General features: G+C 57.0%; 12 protein-coding genes and 4 pseudogenes. 8 read left to right on the top strand and 8 right to left on the bottom strand.

The window, feature by feature from the left end; all coding sequences use genetic code 11:
• Window positions 1-89 precede the first annotated feature (89 nt).
• The 3 genes from METAC_RS24955 to METAC_RS25525 all read left to right on the top strand — a co-directional run bounded on the left by METAC_RS24955 (window position 90) and on the right by METAC_RS25525 (window position 6,784).
• Window positions 90-5,276 (top strand): DUF4011 domain-containing protein, encoded by a 5,187-nt coding sequence (locus METAC_RS24955; RefSeq protein WP_026605554.1) that lies wholly within the window; start codon window positions 90-92, stop codon window positions 5,274-5,276.
• A 99-nt stretch (window positions 5,277-5,375) separates the two neighbouring features.
• Window positions 5,376-5,753, top strand: a complete 378-nt coding sequence (locus tag METAC_RS24950) for a DUF2513 domain-containing protein (RefSeq protein ID WP_051335270.1) — start codon at window positions 5,376-5,378, stop codon at window positions 5,751-5,753.
• Window positions 5,750-6,784, top strand: coding sequence for a tyrosine-type recombinase/integrase (locus METAC_RS25525; RefSeq protein ID WP_084143345.1), 1,035 nt, complete (start codon window positions 5,750-5,752; stop codon window positions 6,782-6,784). The genes METAC_RS24950 and METAC_RS25525 overlap by 4 nt, the downstream gene beginning before the upstream one ends.
• On the opposite strand, the pseudogene METAC_RS27380 reads toward METAC_RS25525, so the two are convergent.
• The 6 genes and pseudogenes from METAC_RS27380 to METAC_RS21645 form a co-directional block, all read right to left on the bottom strand.
• Window positions 6,679-7,767: pseudogene (locus METAC_RS27380) on the bottom strand (ISKra4 family transposase); the annotation flags it as partial. The gene METAC_RS25525 and the pseudogene METAC_RS27380 sit on opposite strands and share 106 nt — an antisense overlap.
• 75 nt (window positions 7,768-7,842) lie before the next feature.
• Window positions 7,843-8,637 carry an IS21-like element helper ATPase IstB gene (gene istB / locus METAC_RS0100580; protein WP_026605553.1) on the bottom strand — a complete coding sequence of 265 codons (795 nt, stop codon included), beginning with the start codon at window positions 8,635-8,637 and terminating at the stop codon, window positions 7,843-7,845.
• Window positions 8,627-9,937 (bottom strand): annotated as a pseudogene (istA, locus tag METAC_RS0100575) (IS21 family transposase); the annotation flags it as partial. The pseudogene istA (METAC_RS0100575) and the gene istB (METAC_RS0100580), both read right to left, overlap by 11 nt.
• A gap of 226 nt (window positions 9,938-10,163) precedes the next feature.
• Window positions 10,164-10,937 carry an IS21-like element helper ATPase IstB gene (gene istB, locus METAC_RS0100570; protein WP_026605502.1) on the bottom strand — a complete coding sequence of 258 codons (774 nt, stop codon included), beginning with the start codon at window positions 10,935-10,937 and terminating at the stop codon, window positions 10,164-10,166.
• Window positions 10,934-12,448 (bottom strand): IS21 family transposase, encoded by a 1,515-nt coding sequence (gene istA, locus METAC_RS0100565; protein WP_026605503.1) that lies wholly within the window; start codon window positions 12,446-12,448, stop codon window positions 10,934-10,936. Before istA (METAC_RS0100565) ends, istB (METAC_RS0100570) begins: the two co-directional genes overlap by 4 nt.
• Before the next feature lie 198 nt (window positions 12,449-12,646).
• Window positions 12,647-12,883: pseudogene (locus METAC_RS21645) on the bottom strand (IS21 family transposase); the annotation flags it as partial.
• A gap of 98 nt (window positions 12,884-12,981) precedes the next feature.
• On the opposite strand from METAC_RS21645, the gene METAC_RS21640 reads away from it, so the two are divergent.
• The 3 genes from METAC_RS21640 to METAC_RS26150 all read left to right on the top strand — a co-directional run bounded on the left by METAC_RS21640 (window position 12,982) and on the right by METAC_RS26150 (window position 15,443).
• A complete protein-coding gene (locus METAC_RS21640) occupies window positions 12,982-13,581 on the top strand; it encodes a DUF4915 domain-containing protein (protein ID WP_051335268.1) in 600 nt (199 codons plus the stop codon).
• Between the two features lie 372 nt (window positions 13,582-13,953).
• On the top strand, window positions 13,954-14,664 hold the full coding sequence (locus METAC_RS26155; RefSeq protein WP_156898045.1) for a hypothetical protein: 711 nt from the start codon (window positions 13,954-13,956) through the stop codon (window positions 14,662-14,664).
• On the top strand, window positions 14,661-15,443 hold the full coding sequence (locus METAC_RS26150; protein WP_156898044.1) for a hypothetical protein: 783 nt from the start codon (window positions 14,661-14,663) through the stop codon (window positions 15,441-15,443). The genes METAC_RS26155 and METAC_RS26150 overlap by 4 nt, the downstream gene beginning before the upstream one ends.
• Here the strand turns inward: METAC_RS26150 and METAC_RS26145 are convergent.
• Window positions 15,368-15,565 (bottom strand): annotated as a pseudogene (locus tag METAC_RS26145) (DDE-type integrase/transposase/recombinase); the annotation flags it as partial. The gene METAC_RS26150 and the pseudogene METAC_RS26145 overlap by 76 nt on opposite strands.
• Window positions 15,566-15,644: 79 nt before the next feature.
• On the opposite strand from METAC_RS26145, the gene METAC_RS0100545 reads away from it, so the two are divergent.
• The gene (locus METAC_RS0100545) at window positions 15,645-16,343 is read left to right on the top strand and encodes an IS6 family transposase (protein ID WP_425338896.1); all 699 of its coding nucleotides are present in this window, start codon (window positions 15,645-15,647) and stop codon (window positions 16,341-16,343) included.
• A gap of 136 nt (window positions 16,344-16,479) precedes the next feature.
• Here METAC_RS0100545 and METAC_RS0100540 read toward each other — a convergent pair whose 3' ends face one another.
• On the bottom strand, window positions 16,480-16,899 hold the full coding sequence (locus METAC_RS0100540) for a DUF6197 family protein (protein WP_026605549.1): 420 nt from the start codon (window positions 16,897-16,899) through the stop codon (window positions 16,480-16,482).
• 462 nt (window positions 16,900-17,361) lie between these two features.
• On the opposite strand from METAC_RS0100540, the gene METAC_RS21630 reads away from it, so the two are divergent.
• Entirely contained in the window at window positions 17,362-17,730 is a 369-nt protein-coding gene (locus METAC_RS21630; protein WP_051335267.1) for a hypothetical protein, read from the top strand.
• Window positions 17,731-17,869 lie beyond the last annotated feature (139 nt).

The following is a 17,869-nucleotide window of genomic DNA, read 5'->3' as shown; positions in this document are numbered from 1 at the left end:
GGAGCGGCGCCCCTGTCCATCGCTAGCGTATGTGATACGAAGCAAATATTTGGATTTTAAAATTGCCGGTACAAGGAGCTAACGCGTCCATGCAGGACGAGACCGAACAATCCCGCCTTGGGAAACTTTATGAGCAGCTTCGCCTGAAACTTCTCGACTTATCGAAAAGAAACCGAATGCTGAATTACAGCTTCGCCACGAGGTCGAAGAAGCATCTGCAAATCATCGATCATGTATTTGAGGATGTTTACCGCAAACTCGTCGCGGAAGAAGCCGCTCTCGAGATCCAGGGCCTCCCTGATCCCGACGACATCCCGGCGGATGAGAGAAGCGAAGAGTTTAAGTCGGCCTTGGAGCATGCCAGGGTGTCAGATGTTGAATACCTCGTTAAGCGCGAGGCCCTCGAGAGCGAGGGCAGGGACGACGAGATCGCCGTCGCAACTCTCGAACGTGAACTACGTGAAAAGGTTCGAAGTCAGCTAGGGCTACCGCCGCGGCCGTCTAGAAAAGAGATTAATCGGGCTGACCACGCGAGATCGATTGGGGTTGACCCCAGTCTCGAGCTCCGACCGAATCGACAAAAGGAAGTTCACCCCGATTCTGCGCTCCAGACTCTCATGTATTCGGACGAACTCGAAAGCATCCTCGAAAAAATCTCGAGCGATGCACGGCTTGCTGATCAAGAGATGGGGCTTTCAACACTGTTTCTCGCTTTCGGTTTCTTGGAATGGTATGAAGCCGACATTTCTGATAAAAAATTCTTCGCCCCATTGCTGCTCCTTCCGGTGCGACTTGAGGAGAAAAAGGTCAAGGGAAAATCCGTCTATTACCTCTCGATCCGTGAAGGTTCCGTCGAGGTAAATCTCAGCCTTCAGAAAGTTGTAGAAAAGGATTTCAACCGCGCCCTTCCCGACTTCGAATGCAGCGAAGACGATCCTGTCGGGTCCATCGAGTCCTATTTAGAGAAGACGCGCGCCGCCGTTAATGGACTGAAGCGATGGGGGATCCGGCGATGGCTCGTGCTTGGACATTTTGCATTCGGCCGGTTCGCGATGTATGCGGACCTCAATCCAGAAAATTGGACCGAGCACCCTTCCGCTCACAGTCTCGTAAACGCGATTTTGAGTGGAGTCGAGCGCACTGGCGAGGGGCCGGGACTGCTTGGCGTCCCAGCGGATTATCCAATTGACGATCCAGAATTCGAGAAGATCGCACCGATCCTGATCCATGACGCAGACGCATCGCAGCACAGCGCGCTTATCGATGTGATGAAAGAAAAAAATTTGGTGATTCAGGGACCGCCTGGCACCGGCAAATCGCAAACGATCACCAATATCGTAGCAAACGCGCTAGGGGCGGGCAAACGCGTCTTGTTCCTTGCTGAAAAGCAGGCTGCTCTCGACGTCGTCAAGCGCCGTCTCGATCAGGCTGGCCTCGGCGACTTTTGTCTTGAGCTCCATTCGGACAAGGCTTCACCAAAGTCGGTGATCGAGAGCCTTCAGGCGCGCGTGCAGCTCGGCCGGGAATCCACTCCAAGCGGCACAGTGACCGCTAAAGACCCAACTTGGGTTGAAAGCCGCGATGAGATTAGTCGCTATGTTGCTGCCCTGCATGCGGAGGACGCAGGTGGATTGACGCCTTTCAACCTCATCTGGAGGGCAGTGCGTGGCCGAAGTCGCAATAGCGATGTGATGGACTCGATGCGACCAATTGTTCTTTCATCCGACGTCCTCGATGACCCAAATCGACTCGCCGAGCTGCGCGGCCAGATCGAAATTTATGCTCACCTCTCGACAAGTTTTGCATCGAGCTTCGGCCATCCAGCCCATTCCCCTTGGGCGTGCGTTCAACTCGGGGATTTCCCAACCTTTGAGATTCCCCGGCTCATCGACACGTTGACGAAGCTGCATGACGCTGCGTCGGAGCTCACTAAGTATTTCGCTCGGAATGATGATCTGGGCGCCGGAACACTCGGGGGCATTGATCATCTTGTCGCGCTTAATGATCAAATCGCCGATGCGCCCGACGATCGCCTCATTGCGGAACTCGTCAATCTCGACCTCGCCGAACTTGAGCACGGTTTTGCATTGCGTCGTGACATTCTCGGCATCGAAGCTGAGTTGAGATCGCTGCCAGACCTTCGTTGCGAACCACTCGGCAGGCTCAACGTCGCAACATCTATCCTAAGACATCCTCTGGCAAATGAATTTCGAACATTGACAGCTCAGGACGCCTACGCGGCTGCCGGAGGACGATTGGCTCAGGCTCTGGCGGTTGTCGAAATCCTAAATGACTTCATGCCTCTTCTCGATCAGATCGGACTGGACCGCTCTCACCCAGCGAACGGTCTTGATGCTGTCGCCGCAGCGGCTATAATCGCTTCCAAGATAGATCCAGAACATCGGCCCTGGATTGGCGAGCTGCCGACTCTCCACGACGCCGCCTTTGGGCCACTATATGCCAGATGGGCAGCCCTCGTATCCTTGGAACAGGACTGGCGCGACAAGCTCCAGCGCTATGGCTCACGAAACTGGCCGCCAGCCGACGAGATCGACGCCGCGGCTCCGTTCTTTCGGAAAAAGGGAATAGGAAAAGGAATCGCTAGCCTGAGGGCAGCAGGGAAGGCGGCGCGCGCACTCGTTGCGAAGCTCTCACTGGACGAAACAAACGATACTGCGGATCATCTCGAGTCGTTAAGCCGACACGTCCAGGAATTATCCGCCTTCGTAAAGGATGTCGGCGCCGCCACGATGTTGGGCGTGCATTGGCGCGGCCTCGACAGCCCATTTGAAAATATCTCAATCGGTCTGAAGCTACGTGGCTTTATCGAAGCGAAAGTTTCGACGCTTCCGACCGGCGCGCGCGTGAGCGCCCGAATATTCTCTCTCAGCCCTAGCCAAATTGAGGCGATCGGCCTCTTTGCCGACCTAGGACAAACGTTGGGGACCCTAAGTCCGGAGATCAAGAGCCGATTAAGCTCAAAATCCATCGATCGCGCACTGGTCGAACTTGACGCCGAAATTGCGACCATACGACAATTCCTCTCACTGGATCCGCAACAAGAGCTCGCGCTGATTCACTTTCCGATCAAGCAAATCGCCGAGACGGCGGAGCGCATCGCCGGACTGGAGGATCTTGGTAAGCGGATCGCAGCTAAGCCGACGCGGGACGTTATTGAAGCGCTGGGGCACAGCGAGGCCGACATAGACTCCGCCTTTGCCGCAATCGCATGGATCCGGGATATTCGCCGATCCAATTGTCCCGAATTCTGGAAAAAACGCCTCGTCTCCCCAAATGCGAGTACCCAGCGCGATATATTACGCGAGGCCGCCCAAGATGGAGCATCGCTCAAATCACGTTACAAAGCGCTGTTGGCTGTTGTCACTGGCGAATTCGGGATGCGTGATTTCGAAACGCTTCCAGCGTCGTCCCTTGCCGAGCAAATCGATCTTTTGATCGAACACCAGGTAGAACTCAACGAATTGATCGCTATAGGCCGTCAACGGCAGATCCTCTCACAGGCCGGCCTTTCCGAATTCCTGACCAGCGCAGACAAGCTCTTGCTAGAAGGCATCCGCTTACAGAACGTGTTCGAAACGTTTGTCTCGGAGCGGCGCGCCGACCGCATACGCCGAACGACGCCAGCCCTCAGTAGCAACGGATCTACTCTTGAAGCGTGGCGGAAAATATTTGCTGAGAGGGATCATCGAAAAATTAAGAGCGATCGAAAGACGGTGAAGGACAAGCTCCTCCACGCTACGCCACCCAATGGTTCAAATTACGGACCGAAGTCAACTTGGACGGATGCGGCGCTTCTCCGCAATGAATTCGCAAAGCAGCGGCGCTTCGCACCAGTGAGGGACCTCCTGTCAAGAGGCGGGCAAGCCATCCAGACATTGAAGCCGTGTTTCATGATGTCGCCGCTCTCTCTTGCCAAGTTTCTCACGCCCGGAAAGCTCGCGTTCGATCTCATCGTGATCGATGAAGCCTCTCAGATGCAGCCTGAGGATGCTCTTGGTGGATTGTTGCGGGCCAAGCAAATTGTTGTGGTCGGTGATCCCAAGCAGTTGCCCCCGACCGATTTCTTTACGCGTTCCGACGACAGACCCTCCTCTGACGATGATTTCGAGGATATCGATGATGAATCGATCCTAGAGGCCTGCCAGAGAAGTTTCCGTGAACTCCGTCGTCTAAAATGGCATTACCGTAGTCGCTGCGAAAGCTTGATCGCATTCTCGAACGCCGAATTCTATGACAATGCCCTCATCACTTTTCCACAAGCAAGGCCCGCATCGTTTTCGGTGGACCTCGTGCGTGTTGATGGCTTCTATCAGGCTCGCAGAAACGTAATCGAAGCGGGCCGGCTCGCGGAAGAAGCCGTCGAATTCATGCGGCGTTTTGCAGAGGAGAGTGAAGAGTCGATCCCTACGCTCGGCATTGTGGCGGTCAACGCGACCCAGTTTGAATTGCTTCGCGAGGAGGTACATCGCCTTTCCGCCAATGATGTGCTGGTCGCCCGCTATCGGGAGAAGGTGAAATCAAAGGGAGAGGAAGTCTTCATAAAGAATCTTGAGAACGTTCAAGGAGACGAGCGAGACTTTATATTCATCTCCCTTACTTATGGCCGTGAGCCAGGCGCGACTGCGATGAAGCAGCGTTTCGGGCCCATAAATGGGAAGCAAGGCCATCGGCGTCTCAACGTCCTTTTTTCGCGAGCGCGCATTCGCGTTTGCATTTTCGCATCATTTGGATCGGCCGATGTGAAGCCGCCCGAAGGGAGCCACCAAGGCGTCCAGATTCTAAAACGCTATCTGGAATACGCTGAGACGCGGGGGCGCGCGGCGGTGCAGACGCTTGGGGGCGAGCCAGACAGCGACTTCGAGATTGAAGTGGCAGATCGTCTGCGCCGTAAGGGTTACGATATCGTCCGGCAGGTCGGCGTTTCCGGTTACAGGATCGATCTCGGTGTTCGCCATCCTGATCACCCCGAAATGTTTCTCGCCGGTGTCGAATGCGACGGCGCAAGCTATCATTCGAGCAAGAGCGCACGAGATCGTGACCGCCTGCGCGAGGAGATACTCCGAGGGCTCGGCTGGGATCTAATCCGCGTTTGGTCGACAGACTGGTTCGACAACCCGGCGCTTGAAACCGAAAAACTCGTAAAGAGGCTCGAGCAGCGTCGGTCACAACCGGTTCGCGGCTTCAACGACTATCGGTGGGTCACTTCGGTATTTCCGAATCCAGAGCAGACTGAAGACATATTACGGGTTGAATAGATTGCTTATCGCATGATATTTCGGGCGCCGCTAAAGATTGATCGCACACGGTATAAGATAATGTCTTTTATCATATAGAATAAGCGACAAGGGGTCGGCATGAATTTCGACGTGGATTTTGCGCGCACTATCTTGCTCAACGTCGAGGCAGACCCAAGCTTCAATGGTTGGCCACAGGATCGGCGCGCTGATGCAGCCCGCCTTGGCATCAGTGGCCACGACGAAGCGGAAGTGACCTATCACTTGGGCCAGTTGGTTGATGCTGGTCTGCTCGAAGGCAACACGAGGTTGGCTTCCTTGAACACGGTGATGATCAGCAAATTGACCCCCAAAGGGCATCAATTCTTGAATGACATTCGTGACGCGGACACGTGGCATAAGACGAAGGAGCGCGCCAAAGGTGTCACTAACATTGGCCTCAGCTTTTTGTGGGAGATCGCGAAGGCTGAAATTAAGGCCAAGCTCGGTTTGCCCTGAACCAGCTCGTACCCGTTACCGACCGCGCCCCCGCCCTCGTCGCCGCCTCCAGCGACCGCGCCTCCTATCGCTTCTTCGAATTCTTCACCGCCAACATCCGCAACTCGAACACGCGTCGCGCCTATGCGCGCGCGGCTGTGGAATTCTTCGACTGGCTTGAGGCGAAGGGCGTGACGCAGCTCACGGCGGTCGAGAGTGTCCATGTCGCCGCCTATATCGAGCAGCTGCAAAAGGCTCGCTCCGCGCCGACCGCGAAGCTGCGCTTGGCGGCCTTGCGGCATTTGTTCGATTGGATGGTGATCGGCCAGATCATGCCGGTCAATCCGGCCAGCGCCGTGCGCGGGCCGCGCCATATCGTCCGGCGCGGCAAGACGCCGGTGCTTGATCCGGCCGAGGCGCGCCAGCTCATCGACGCGATCGACGCCTCGACAGTCATTGGCCTCCGCGACCGCGCCCTCATCGGCCTCATGGTCTATTCCTTCGCCCGCATCGGCGCGGCGATCGCCATGCGGGTCGAGGACGCTTATCCGCAGAACCGGCGGCTCTGTGTGCGGCTGCACGAGAAAGGTGGCAAGGAGCACGCCATGCCGTGCCATCACAATTTAGAGCCCTACCTGCATGAATATCTGGACGGCGCGGGCCGCGCGGCCGACCTGACGGCTCTCCTATTCCAGACCTATCGCCGCACCACCGGCCAGCTGACCGGCAATCCCCTGCCCCAAGCGAACGCCTATGCGATGATCCAAAGGCGCGCCAAGGCCGCCGGCGTCACGACGCAGAGACCGTCTCGAAGTTGGGGGCGCTATGCGGCACGACGTTGCTGGCCGTGTTTTGATTGCGCGAGAGCGATGTGGTCTTGCTCGAATGTTCCGTTCATAACGGACGTCCGCACCTTGAGCATGAAGTGTGCTCCTCTCGGCGACCAGCGCATTTGTTGTTTGGCTGTCATCCTACGATGGAGGAGCCTATGGACCGCGCTCGCGGTTTGCGCGGTCGAGATTGGTTCGCCGGAACGCCGTGCGGCGGCATAATTGATAATCGAATTGAATTGCCCGGAGACATATGTATCAAGCTCCCGCAAAACGCCGGTGAGCTTTTTGGTGTAAACTGCGGTCAGCTGGATTTGGCGATTTGGCATCTCGAGTTCCTCCACAATTTCGTCGATCAGATCGAGAGCCCCTTGGGGGCGGCCGTGCCATAGCCGCCAGCGGATCCGGTCAATCTTTCTCGCGAGCAGATCGCCGTGCTGGAGATCCTCTTTCGTCCCGCGCGGCCAGCTTCGCGCTGTTTGTGTAACGTGCTGAACTCGCATCGAAAGGTGAAACCAATCCAGGACATGACGGGTCGGTCCTGGGCTTGCGGTCTCACCCAGAAAGCGTGGGCCTTCTGCTCCATCGCTCAACACCGTCACCGGCGTCGCGGCCGTTGCGCCAAGGTCGCGCAAGACGCCACTGAGCTGCTGACGCTGTCGATCCGCTTCGACCGGGACGCTGCTGAATAGCTGCTGCTCTCCTCGGTCGTTACTGGCGCAAGCCAACATGACCTCGAACGATCGCATCTGATAGCTTCTGATCGACTTCACATGGCCGCCGTCGAGCGAGACCGCGATCGACTGAGCCGATGGTGGGCCGGCCAACGGCTTGACGGCCAGAATCTCCTGCTCCAATTTCGCGCCCACCCGCAGGGTTCGCCGACGCGTCGTCTCGATCGCAGGCGCTTTGTCCAGAGGAAGGAATTCCGCCATCAGCGCCGCCGCGCGGCCATAAGCGGTCAGGCTCCCCATTTTGACGAGAATGCGCTCGTATTCTCGCGTGCAACGATCCGGCATGATCTCAGCCAGCGGGCTAACGATCCGGCGCGAGGCCACTCCACAGCGGCAGGGATTGAAACGAGGCGCCTCGACTTGCACGACCCCGAACAGGGTCGTCAGCTGCCGAGCGCGCCAGTCCTTAATGGCGCGACGGGAGCCGCAATGCGAACAAATCCGCCGATGATCACAATATTCATCGGCCTGGCCTGTCGATTTCCGCCGAGAATTGACCCGGGATTTCCATTTAGAACTGACCCCAGCTTGATGATGATTTGTGGATCAGGCGTTCGTCAAGTTTCGCGGTTTCTCCTTGGTGGATTTAGCGGGCTTCGCCGAGCTGTTTTTGAAGCGGAAGCTGTCATTTCCGGTTTCGAGGATGTGGCAGCGATGGGTGAGGCGGTCGAGCAGCGCCGTCGTCATCTTGGGATCGCCGAACACGCTCGCCCATTCGCCGAAGCTTAGGTTCGTCGTGATGGTGACGCTGGTTCGCTCGTAGAGCTTGCTCAAGAGATGGAAGAGCAGCGCTCCACCAGAGGCGCTGAACGGCAGGTAACCAAGCTCATCGAGGATGACGAGGTCGGAATAGGCGAGCCGCCCTGCGATCTGGCCATCTTTCCCTTGGCTCTTCTCCTGTTCGAGGGCGTTGACGAGTTCGACGGTGGAGAAGAACCGGACGAGCTTGCGGTGATGTTCGATGGCCTGGACGCCGATGGCCGTGGCCAGATGCGTTTTGCCCGTGCCTGGGCCGCCGACCAGGACGACGTTGTGCGCGTCCTCGAGAAACTCGCAGCGGTGAAGCTGGCGGACGAGCGCCTCGTTGACCTCGCTGCTGGCGAAGTCGAAGCCGGCAAGGTCACGGTAGTTCGGGAAGCGGGCCGCCTTCAATTGGTAGGCGATCGACCGCACCTCCCTGTCGGCGGTCTCCGCCTTCAGGAGTTGCGACAGGATCGGCAGAGCGGCCTCGAAGGCGGGAGAGCCTTGCTCGGTCAGTTCGCCGACCGCTTGAGCCATGCCGTGCATCTTGAGAGCCCGCAGCATGATGACGACGGCGCCGGCGGCGGGATTATGACGCATGACGCGCCTCCCGGGTCTTGCGCAGAGCGTCGTAGCGTTCAACGTTCGCCTGCGGCTCGGTGGTCAAGGTCAAAGCCTGCGGCGCCTTTATTGGAGGCGTGTCCATGGGCTTTCCGTCGACCAGCCTATGGAGCAGGTTCAGAATATGCGTCTTGGTTGGCGCGCCAGCCTCCAGCGCTAGTTCGACAGCCGTGAGCACGGCTTGCTCGTCGTGCTGGAGAACCAAGGCCAGAATTTCGACCATCTCGCGGTCGCCGCCCGGCGTCTTGAGCATGCGCTGTTGCAAAGCCCGGAAGGCAGGCGGGAGTTCGGCGAAGGGCGCGCCGTTACGCAGGGCTCCGGGCTTGCGCTGTATGACCGCCAGATAATGCCGCCAATCGAAAACGGTCGCCGTGCTCTTGCGATCGTGGGAGCGGGCGAAGACGCGGGCGTGCTCGCAGACGATCCGCCCTTCGGCGGCGACGACGATACGCTCGGGATAGACCCGCACGCTGACCGGGCGATTGGCGAAGGACGCCGGCACGCTGTAGCGATTGCGGTCGAGATGGACCAGGCACGTCGGCGAGACGCGCTTGGCGTATTCGACGAAACCGTCAAACGGCCTCGGAAGCTGCATCAGATGCAGCGTCTCTTCGGCCCAGGCGTCGGCTACTGAGCCCGGCTGCGAGCTGTGCGCCGTTTGCGCCCACAGTTCCCGGCAGCGCGTCTCCAGCCAATCGTTCAGCTCCCTCAGGGAGGGAAAGCTGGGCGTCGGCTGCCAAAGTCGATGGCGGGCGTCCTGGACGTTCTTCTCGATCTGCCCTTTCTCCCACCCAGACGCCGGATTGCAGAACTCCGCTTCGAACAGGAAATGGCCGACCATGGCCGAGAAGCGGGCGTTGACCCGCCGCTCCTTCCCGCGTCCGACTTTATCGACGGCCGTTCGCATGTTGTCGTAGATGCCCCGACGCGGCACGCCGCCCAACACGCGGAAGGCGTGATTGTGCGCGTCGAACAGCATCTCGTGGGTCTGCTGAGGATACGCCCGGAGGAAGAAGGCTCGGCTGTAGCTGAGCTTGAAGTGAGCGACCTGGAGCTTGGTCCGCTCGCCCGCGATGACCGCCCAGTCCTCTGACCAGTCGAACTGAAACGCCTCGCCGGCCATGAACGCCAGGGGCACGAAGACGCCGCGGCCCGTGGTCTTCTGCTCCAGCTGCCGCGCGGCCTTCCAGTCACGCGCAAAGGCCGCCACGCGATTGTAGGAGCCGCCATAGCCCAGCGCCGCCAGATCGGCGTGCAACTGCTTGATCGTGCGCTTCTGTGACACACGACAATTATGATGGCCGGTCATCGACAATTAAACTGGCCGGCAGGGGCCATCGTCGAGTAGCGCTGATAGAGGTATCAATCTAATTGTCGTTTGGCAACAGGTTAGCGCAGCGACAACTACATTAACTGTCGCTGATCAAAGCACGGGTTTATGTTGGCAGACGCTCTGTGGCCGGCGATTATGTTTCCATCATGCGAGGGTGTTTGGCCGCGCATGGCTATTCCGATGCGCCGGGTTCTTCCTTCGTTGTTCTGCGGACAGCGGAGCGCTTTCGGTAAGAGTCGCCATTCATCTCGATGATGGTTGCGTGATGGACCAATCGATCGACGGCCGCCGCGGTCATTGCGGCATCTGGAAAAACCTCGCACCAAGCCGAAAATGGCTGATTGGCGGTGATGGCGATGCTGCGGCGTTCGTATCGATGCGCGATGAGTTCGAACAAGACGCTGGTCTCGGCTTGATCTTTTCGAACATACGAGAGGTCGTCGAGCACGATGAGATCATACTTGTCGAGCTTCTCGAGGGCGCTGACCAAGGAGAGGTCACGGCGCGCGATCTGCAGCCGTTGAACGATGTCGATGGTTCGATTGAATAAAACCCGGGTTCCAGCATCAATGAGCGTATGGCATATGGCCGCCAGGGCATGGCTTTTGCCGGTGCCGCTTTGACCAAAAACCAAGAGATTGTCGCCATCCTTGATCCAGTCTCCGCCGGCGCCCAGCGCCAAAAGGTGCTGCTTGCGCACGCCCGGCGCGGCCTTGAAGTCGAAACTGGCGAAGGTTTTTCCGGCTGGCGCTTCGGACTGATCACGATAGCGCTGGATGCGCCGTGACGCCCGCTCGGTGACTTCGATCTCCATCAGCGTGGCAAGCAGCTTCTCGGCCGACCATCCATCTCGATTGGCGACCTCGGTGATCCGCTTCCAATTGCGGGCGATGCTGGGCAGCCGAAGGGTGGCCAGCAAGGAAGGAAGAATGGTCGTGTCGGTCATGGCCGCACCTCGCACGCGGAAGGCAGCAGCAGATTATAGTCATCGAGGTTTGGCGGAGGGATGGTGACGTCGCGGGACTGATGTGGCGCGGTCTGGAATTCCTTTTTGAGCTCGCCGAGGTCGGGTAGCAGGCCTGCGTCAAGGATGGCGTCGAGCCGGGCGGCCAAAGCCGTCTCGCAGGCTTCGCCGGATGCTGCCAGAACGAGCAATCCGACCATGGTTCGGCATGCATGCCTGGGGGCCAAGCCGGCGTCGAGAGCCGCCCACGAACGGGCATATGGGGCGCTCGGGAAGAGAGCTTCTTGATAGACGAGATATCGAAGGGCTTGCGGCTTGCGCCGGAGCGAGCCGATCAGGTGACGATAATTGATGGAGTGGGCGCGCTTGCCGTCCGTTCTCACCCGCGCCATGCGCATGACCGGATCCGGCCCAAGGAAACATTCAAGCCGATCGTCGAAGAGATGCACCTCGATCATGTGTCCGATCAGGCGAGACGGGACGGAGTAGATGACTCGATCGACATTGATGGTGCTATTGCGCGTCGCTTTCACCGTCACCGTAGCAAAGTCGGTCGTCCGGCGCTTGGGCAAGGGCTCGAGCTTCTCGCGCTCGATCGCGACGAGCGTCGCGCAACGGGCGTTGTAACGGCTGCAGACGCCGTCGACAAAGGCGCGGTAGGCTTCAAGGCTGACGAAATCTCGGCTCTCCCGCCGCCGGAGCCTTTGGTCGAGGCGGATCTTGATATGGCCGTTGGCCGCCTCGATGCTCCCGTTCTCATTGGCCACGCCTGGATTATTACGGGTCGCCTTCATGCCGTAATGCCGGCACAGCTCGTCATAACGCTTGGTGAAATCGAGCTGGGCGTCACGGTCAAGATTTTTGAAGGCGGCCGACAGCGAGTCGGTCCGATGCTCTTCCGGGACGCCTCCGAGCTTCCAAAGCGCATCTTGCAGCCCCTCGGCGACGGCTGAAAAGCTCTCGCCTCCAAGGATCACTTGCGCGTGCTCCCAACCGCTGAAGGCCAGCCGGAAATGATAAAGGCGATGCGGCAAGGGCTCGCCGACGATGGTGACCCCGAGGCTGTCGGCGACGGTGAAATCGGACAATGCCTGGCGGCCGGGATCATGGCGTTGAGGGAAGAAAACCTCCTTGTCCGCGCCGTGAAGGGCGCGCCATTTGGCGATGCGGCGTTCAAGCGTCCGGCGGACGCTGTCTGGGAGAACCTCGGCGCCGAGCTCATCCTGGAGCTCTTCGAAAATCGTCACCGCCATGATGCCGGGGATTTTGAGCATCTCCAGAACCCGCGGCCAGACAGTCTCCAGTGGATCCGGGCGGGTTCGCCAAGTTCGCGGCTGCTTCTTCTGGGACGGAAAACGCGGATCTTTGTCAATGCGGCGCGCTGAGCGCTCGCTGATGCCGGCCATTGCCGCGGCGGCTGCCTGATTATGGTGCTGTGAACGCGAAGCCATGTAGCGCATCACCTGTCTGTCGGAAATATGAGGGTTCGGCATCGAGCTCAATCTTTGGTTGATTGAGCCGCGATACCACCCTCGACGCCGAGCGGCAGATGCCCCCAGAAGGGAGTTTAACAGCGCCGTCGTCCGCCAGCGCCGATCTCCGGTCGGGGGCTCGCCCCTCCCTTCAACCGGCGCTGGCGGACGACCTTACCGGCCAAGATAGTTGTCGTTGAACCGGACAGTTTAATTGTCGGCGCGCAGCTTCTGCTTGCGCGACTTCCCTGCCTCTTGTCGCAGCATATGCGACAGCTTGTCGGCGTAGGGGTCAAGCCCGCTCGGCCGGTCAGGAAGATGAAACTTGGGCTCGATCCTGTCAGAGCGCAGGTGCTTGCGCACCGTGTTCCGCGACAGGCCCGTGCGCCGCGATATCTCCCGGATCGAGAAATGGTCTCGATAATGCCAGCGCCGGATGACGCTCAATAACTCCATGTCGATCACTCCGTTGCCCCCCGGCCAGGCCAAAGGGTAAGGTTCGAACATGGGTCAGTTCTCGGCGGAAAAACCCCGGCTGCCCGGGTCAGTTCTCAGTGGAAATCAACACTCCGGAGGATCGATGCCATCTCAACGGGATCGCGATGGAAGGCGGCCGCGCCCATTACGTTACCTGCTGCTCGACCACCGACAGCGTCGAGAGCTGGCGCGGCGGCCGGCGCGATGGCGGCGTGCTGATCGACATCGAGACGGATGCGATCATCGCCGACGGGCTGTCCATGCCGCATTCGCCGCGCGTCATGGGCGAGGCGATCTATTTTCTCGAATCCGGGCGCGGCGCGCTGGTGCGGCTTGATCGCAAATCAGGCCGGCGCGAGGACGTGACCTTCTGCCCGGGCTTTGCCCGCGGCCTGACTTTCGTGGGCCATTATGCGATCTTGACGATCTCCCTGCCGCGCATCGCCGCCTTCAACGGGCTCGCCGTCGCCGAGCAGATGCGCGCGCGGGGGGCGACGCCATGGCGGGGCCTTTTGATCGTCGATTTGCGCAATGGCGATATAGTTGAATGGTGGCGGCTCGAGGGTGACGTGACGGAGTTATTTGACGTGGGCGTTATAGAGAATATCCGCTCCCCGAGGGGGCTTGGGCCACATTCATCGGAACTGGCCGAGGCGATGCGCGGGGAGGAGATGTGATGTCGCCTTCTTCTTGAAAGCAATGGCACTGATGCCAACGAAACCATTTGTAGCGCTCTGTTTAAAGATACGTTAAAGTTAAGATAAAGATGAGACCGTAAATACAAGTCTTTAACATTCGAATAGGCGCGCTAATCAAATTAAGTCGTTCAATATATAGGATATAGGCCACGACATGTTGGTTTCTAAATCAAATTGCAGTAGCGAAATGCTATGCTGTTTCCTGATCATGGAGAGTGAATAAAAATGAAAATAAATATTTACTCTTCATGTATGTTATATCGGCTAATCGCTGATAGATTCCATAGCAGAATGTATTCAATTTATAAGGGGAAAGCGAGGCGGTTATTATACATATATACGATAATACTTATGAGTCACATTTGTAACTATACCGAAACGATTGCGTATGACGGTATTAGTTGTTCGAATAATTTTTATAAATACTACAATTTATGGGGACCGCAGGGTGCCTCAGACACTAAGTGGAATGTTACGAAATGGAAAAAGCCAATTCAATACGTAATCAACGACTTTACCGATGAACCTCAGGCATCATCCCACCTCCAGGAAGAAATAGCCAAAGAAATACAAAAATTCGCAGCCGCAGCTGGATTATCTATTACCTCTGATCCTGAGAATGGAAATGTACTTATTGTTATTTCTAACAATATTACCGAAACAGATTCGATAATATCAGGAGCAGTGAGGAATCTTTTGTTGGCAGCGATGGGATCAGGGGTGAATCTCAACGAGATGCTTGCATTTCACCACAAGCATATAGCGGAAATGACGCCTCGTTGCGGTGCCGCTCTGGCAGCGAATAAGTTTGAAGGTATCGTGGGTGCTTTTGTGTATTTGCAAACAGGCGAGGACGAACGATGCGTTACAATCGCGCTAACAGAAATGTTTGGGATCGGAAATAGCTGGAATGGCCTGCCTGGTCAAAACTTCACCACATCGGATATTCGTAGAATTAAATACGAGGCACTTACAACTGTACATGAGAAATATGACCCATCTGTATTACATGGTATGAAAAACGACGAAGTGATGTCTGTCATGGCGGAGCACTGTAAATGATTATTTTACGAAATATTTCAAGTGTTGGAAATGTCTACGCTCTGAATGTTGTCGATGTCGGGTTTAAATTCACCGCAACGTATGGAAATCCTACCGGTGCTGGTGTGCAAACACAGGTTGATCTGTCCAATGGCGCCGTCCAGGCTGGTGCAGAATATCAGCAAGCGTTCGATTTCGGCTTAGGCTTCGATTTGCAAGCGAGTGCATTGGCAGGTTCTAATGGAATCACAGTCACAGCTCCCGAAATAAGCCTCCATTTAGGTCCCGTAATCCAACTTTTCAATGAGGGAGTCGGAATATACGTATATTATACTGCGGCAAGTAGCGAATTGGGAATTGCGGGTACTTTTTTGGGAGGCACCGTTCAGCTTGGCCACTTTCCAAACGGCGCTTCAACTGAGATACAGGTGACCATTCCGTATAACAACATTTTAGCATCGGCAAATAATGGCGAGGACTCTGTTGCGAATGCGTTGACGTATCAGCCACTTTCCTACCAAACAATGGCGTATGTTGCGGGTATTTCGCTATCGGACACAGGCGGCGGCGTTTCCAGCCTGCAGGGTCCAACCGGCATCAATCCGAGTGTGGGCATCCTTCCCGGTTCGGCCATCATGCCGAATCTGCCGCTCAGCAATCCCTATGGGGTTGTGGTGCAAACTTCGGGAATCAACGTAACGAAACGTCGAGAGCTTGACTCGGCTCATGCGGCGAGAACTGCGTTCCAGATTTCGGGCGCCCTGTTGTCTTTGATGCGAAGCTTTCCGAGTTTGAACTGACCTTTTCTGACCCGATGTACGAGTTCAATACCGGCGATGGTGATAGAGGCGCTCCGAAACCGCTTCAATCCAAGCATTGGACCCAAACGAAGTTTGATCGATCGGTGATCCTGTTCTATCAGGGGCTCTGGTGCAAACGGCAGAAGCGGGGCATATTCGCCGCCAAGTCGGCTTTTGAGGAGGCGCACCGGGATGCTGAGTATGGATGATCTTTTCAAGGGGCGCCATTTCGACCGGGAGATCATCATCCTCTGCGTCCGCTGGTATCTTCGGTTCAAGCTCAGCTTCCGCGATCTTGTGGAAATGATGGCCGAGCGGGGCGTTTCACTGGCTCACACGACGATCATGCGCTGGATAACGCGCTATGTTCCGGAATTTGAAAAGCGTTGGAACCGCTTCGCCTGCCGAGCCGGCGTATCTTGGCGCGTCGACGAAACCTATGTGAAGATCAAAGGCAAGTGGACTTATCTTTACCGCGCTGTCGACAAGCAGGGAAAGACGGTGGATTTTCTGCTCCGCGCCAAGCGGGATGTCGCAGCCGCCAAAGCGTTTTTCCGGCGGGCGTTCAAAAGCCAGGGTCGACTGCCACAAAAGATCACGCTCGACGGTTACCAGGCTTCGCATCGGGCGGCGCGGGAAATACTCAACGAACATCAGCGCGGGAACCGAACCAAAGTTCGATCCTCGAAATATTTGAATAACCTGATAGAACAGGATCACCGATCGATCAAACTTCGTTTGGGTCCAATGCTTGGATTGAAGCGGTTTCGGAGCGCCTCTATCACCATCGCCGGTATTGAACTCGTACATCGGGTCAGAAAAGGTCAGTTCAAACTCGGAAAGCTTCGCATCAAAGACAACAGGGCGCCCGAAATCTGGAACGCAGTTCTCGCCGCATGAGCCGAGTCAAGCTCTCGACGTTTCGTTACGTTGATTCCCGAAGTTTGCACCACAACCCAATTACCGAGGGGTCGGATATTGTCTATCGTGTCATCATTGACGTTAAGCAGTGCAACCTGATAGCGGTATCGCTTAGTCAAACCTGCAAGTTGGACTTCAAAGACAACGCAACCGGCTGAATCGACGCGGTCACTGAATTGATCAACGTCACCACATCATCCCGAGAGACGGCGACTTCGTCGTTCCATCGCGAGACGCTGCCCTCGTAGCCATAGGCATCGCGAAGGGTAGCGGAAAATTTCTTCTCGAAGAGTGGAAAATAGATATCCTCGTTCTTTGGGTCGATCGTTCGCCACGCCTTAACCACTGCGCCGGAAAGGCAATAAGAACAGGCGTCGGCGCTGTTGAGGCCGACGGCGTCGCCACCAGCGCTTCGCGCCATGGCGAACCTGCTCCAGCCCTTCGTCTGAAGCAGCCGGCTCGCCTCGTGAAGCACGTCAACAAGGATCTTGTCGCCAAGGACAATGCCCATGCGACGCAACGGAATATCCATCATAAGTCCGACCTCCGGATCGAGCAAAATTGTTGCGCGCAATATTTCTTATGCGAGGCGCAGTCGTTCGATGACGCCGCATCGCGATTTTCAATTCAGTGTGTGAAAGACTTCAGGACAATGAGAGCCCGCAGGAGCGGCGACCCGAAAGCTGATCGGCGCCTCTGATCAGGTAATATTGGCAGGGCTGTGCGTCAGGATCGGACGTAGCTAGACCCCGAGCATGATTTTCCCATAGTAGAGCGATGACAACCGCGCGCCGCGTTGAGACGCCGCCGGCATGCAGTCCTGTTCAGCTTACTGTTCGATTGAATGAGGGCTGGCGAACCCGCGTTCGTCAGCGCCGATGGCTTCGTCACTGAGGCGTTTGGTGTCGGCCGACGCTGCGTTTCGAGGCATACGTCCTGATCCGTCGTATCGGGGTGGGATTGTCGTTGCATCGAATCAAATCATGCGGAGGCGTTCATGCGCAATGACCACAAGGACAGAAGTTTCCCCGTTGTTCGTTCGACCGACGGCCCGAGCGATGCTCCAGCCGACCTCTGCAAGCGCAAGCTCGAAGAGCTCGCCTCCCGCCTCGACCAGTTTCACGCCTTCGCCAAGGGCCAATTCGTCAAGTGGAAACCTGGCCTGAAAAACCGGAAATTCCCCGACTATGGCGAGCCAGCCATCGTGACCGGCGTTTTACCAATCCCGGTTTTTGACCCGTGTGAGAATGGCGCTGCGAGCCCTTATTTTCAGGAACCGCTGACGCTCATCATCGGAACATATCGGGAGGATGATCTGCTTGAGTTCCACGTCGACGGCCGCAGATTTGAACCGTTCGATCTCTGAACCAGGACGCGCTCGGGTTCTTCATTCAGGCGCGTCCGACCATACCGGCACGAAAATCGAACCTCCTGCTGGCGCAGCTGATAAAATTTGGCGCCGCTGCCGGAGAATGATTGCGAAGAATCACGCGGGCTGTCACGAT

Source organism: Methylocapsa acidiphila B2 (genome assembly GCF_000427445.1).
GTDB lineage: Bacteria > Pseudomonadota > Alphaproteobacteria > Rhizobiales > Beijerinckiaceae > Methylocapsa > Methylocapsa acidiphila.
This window is presented reverse-complemented; position numbering and strand designations above follow the sequence as displayed.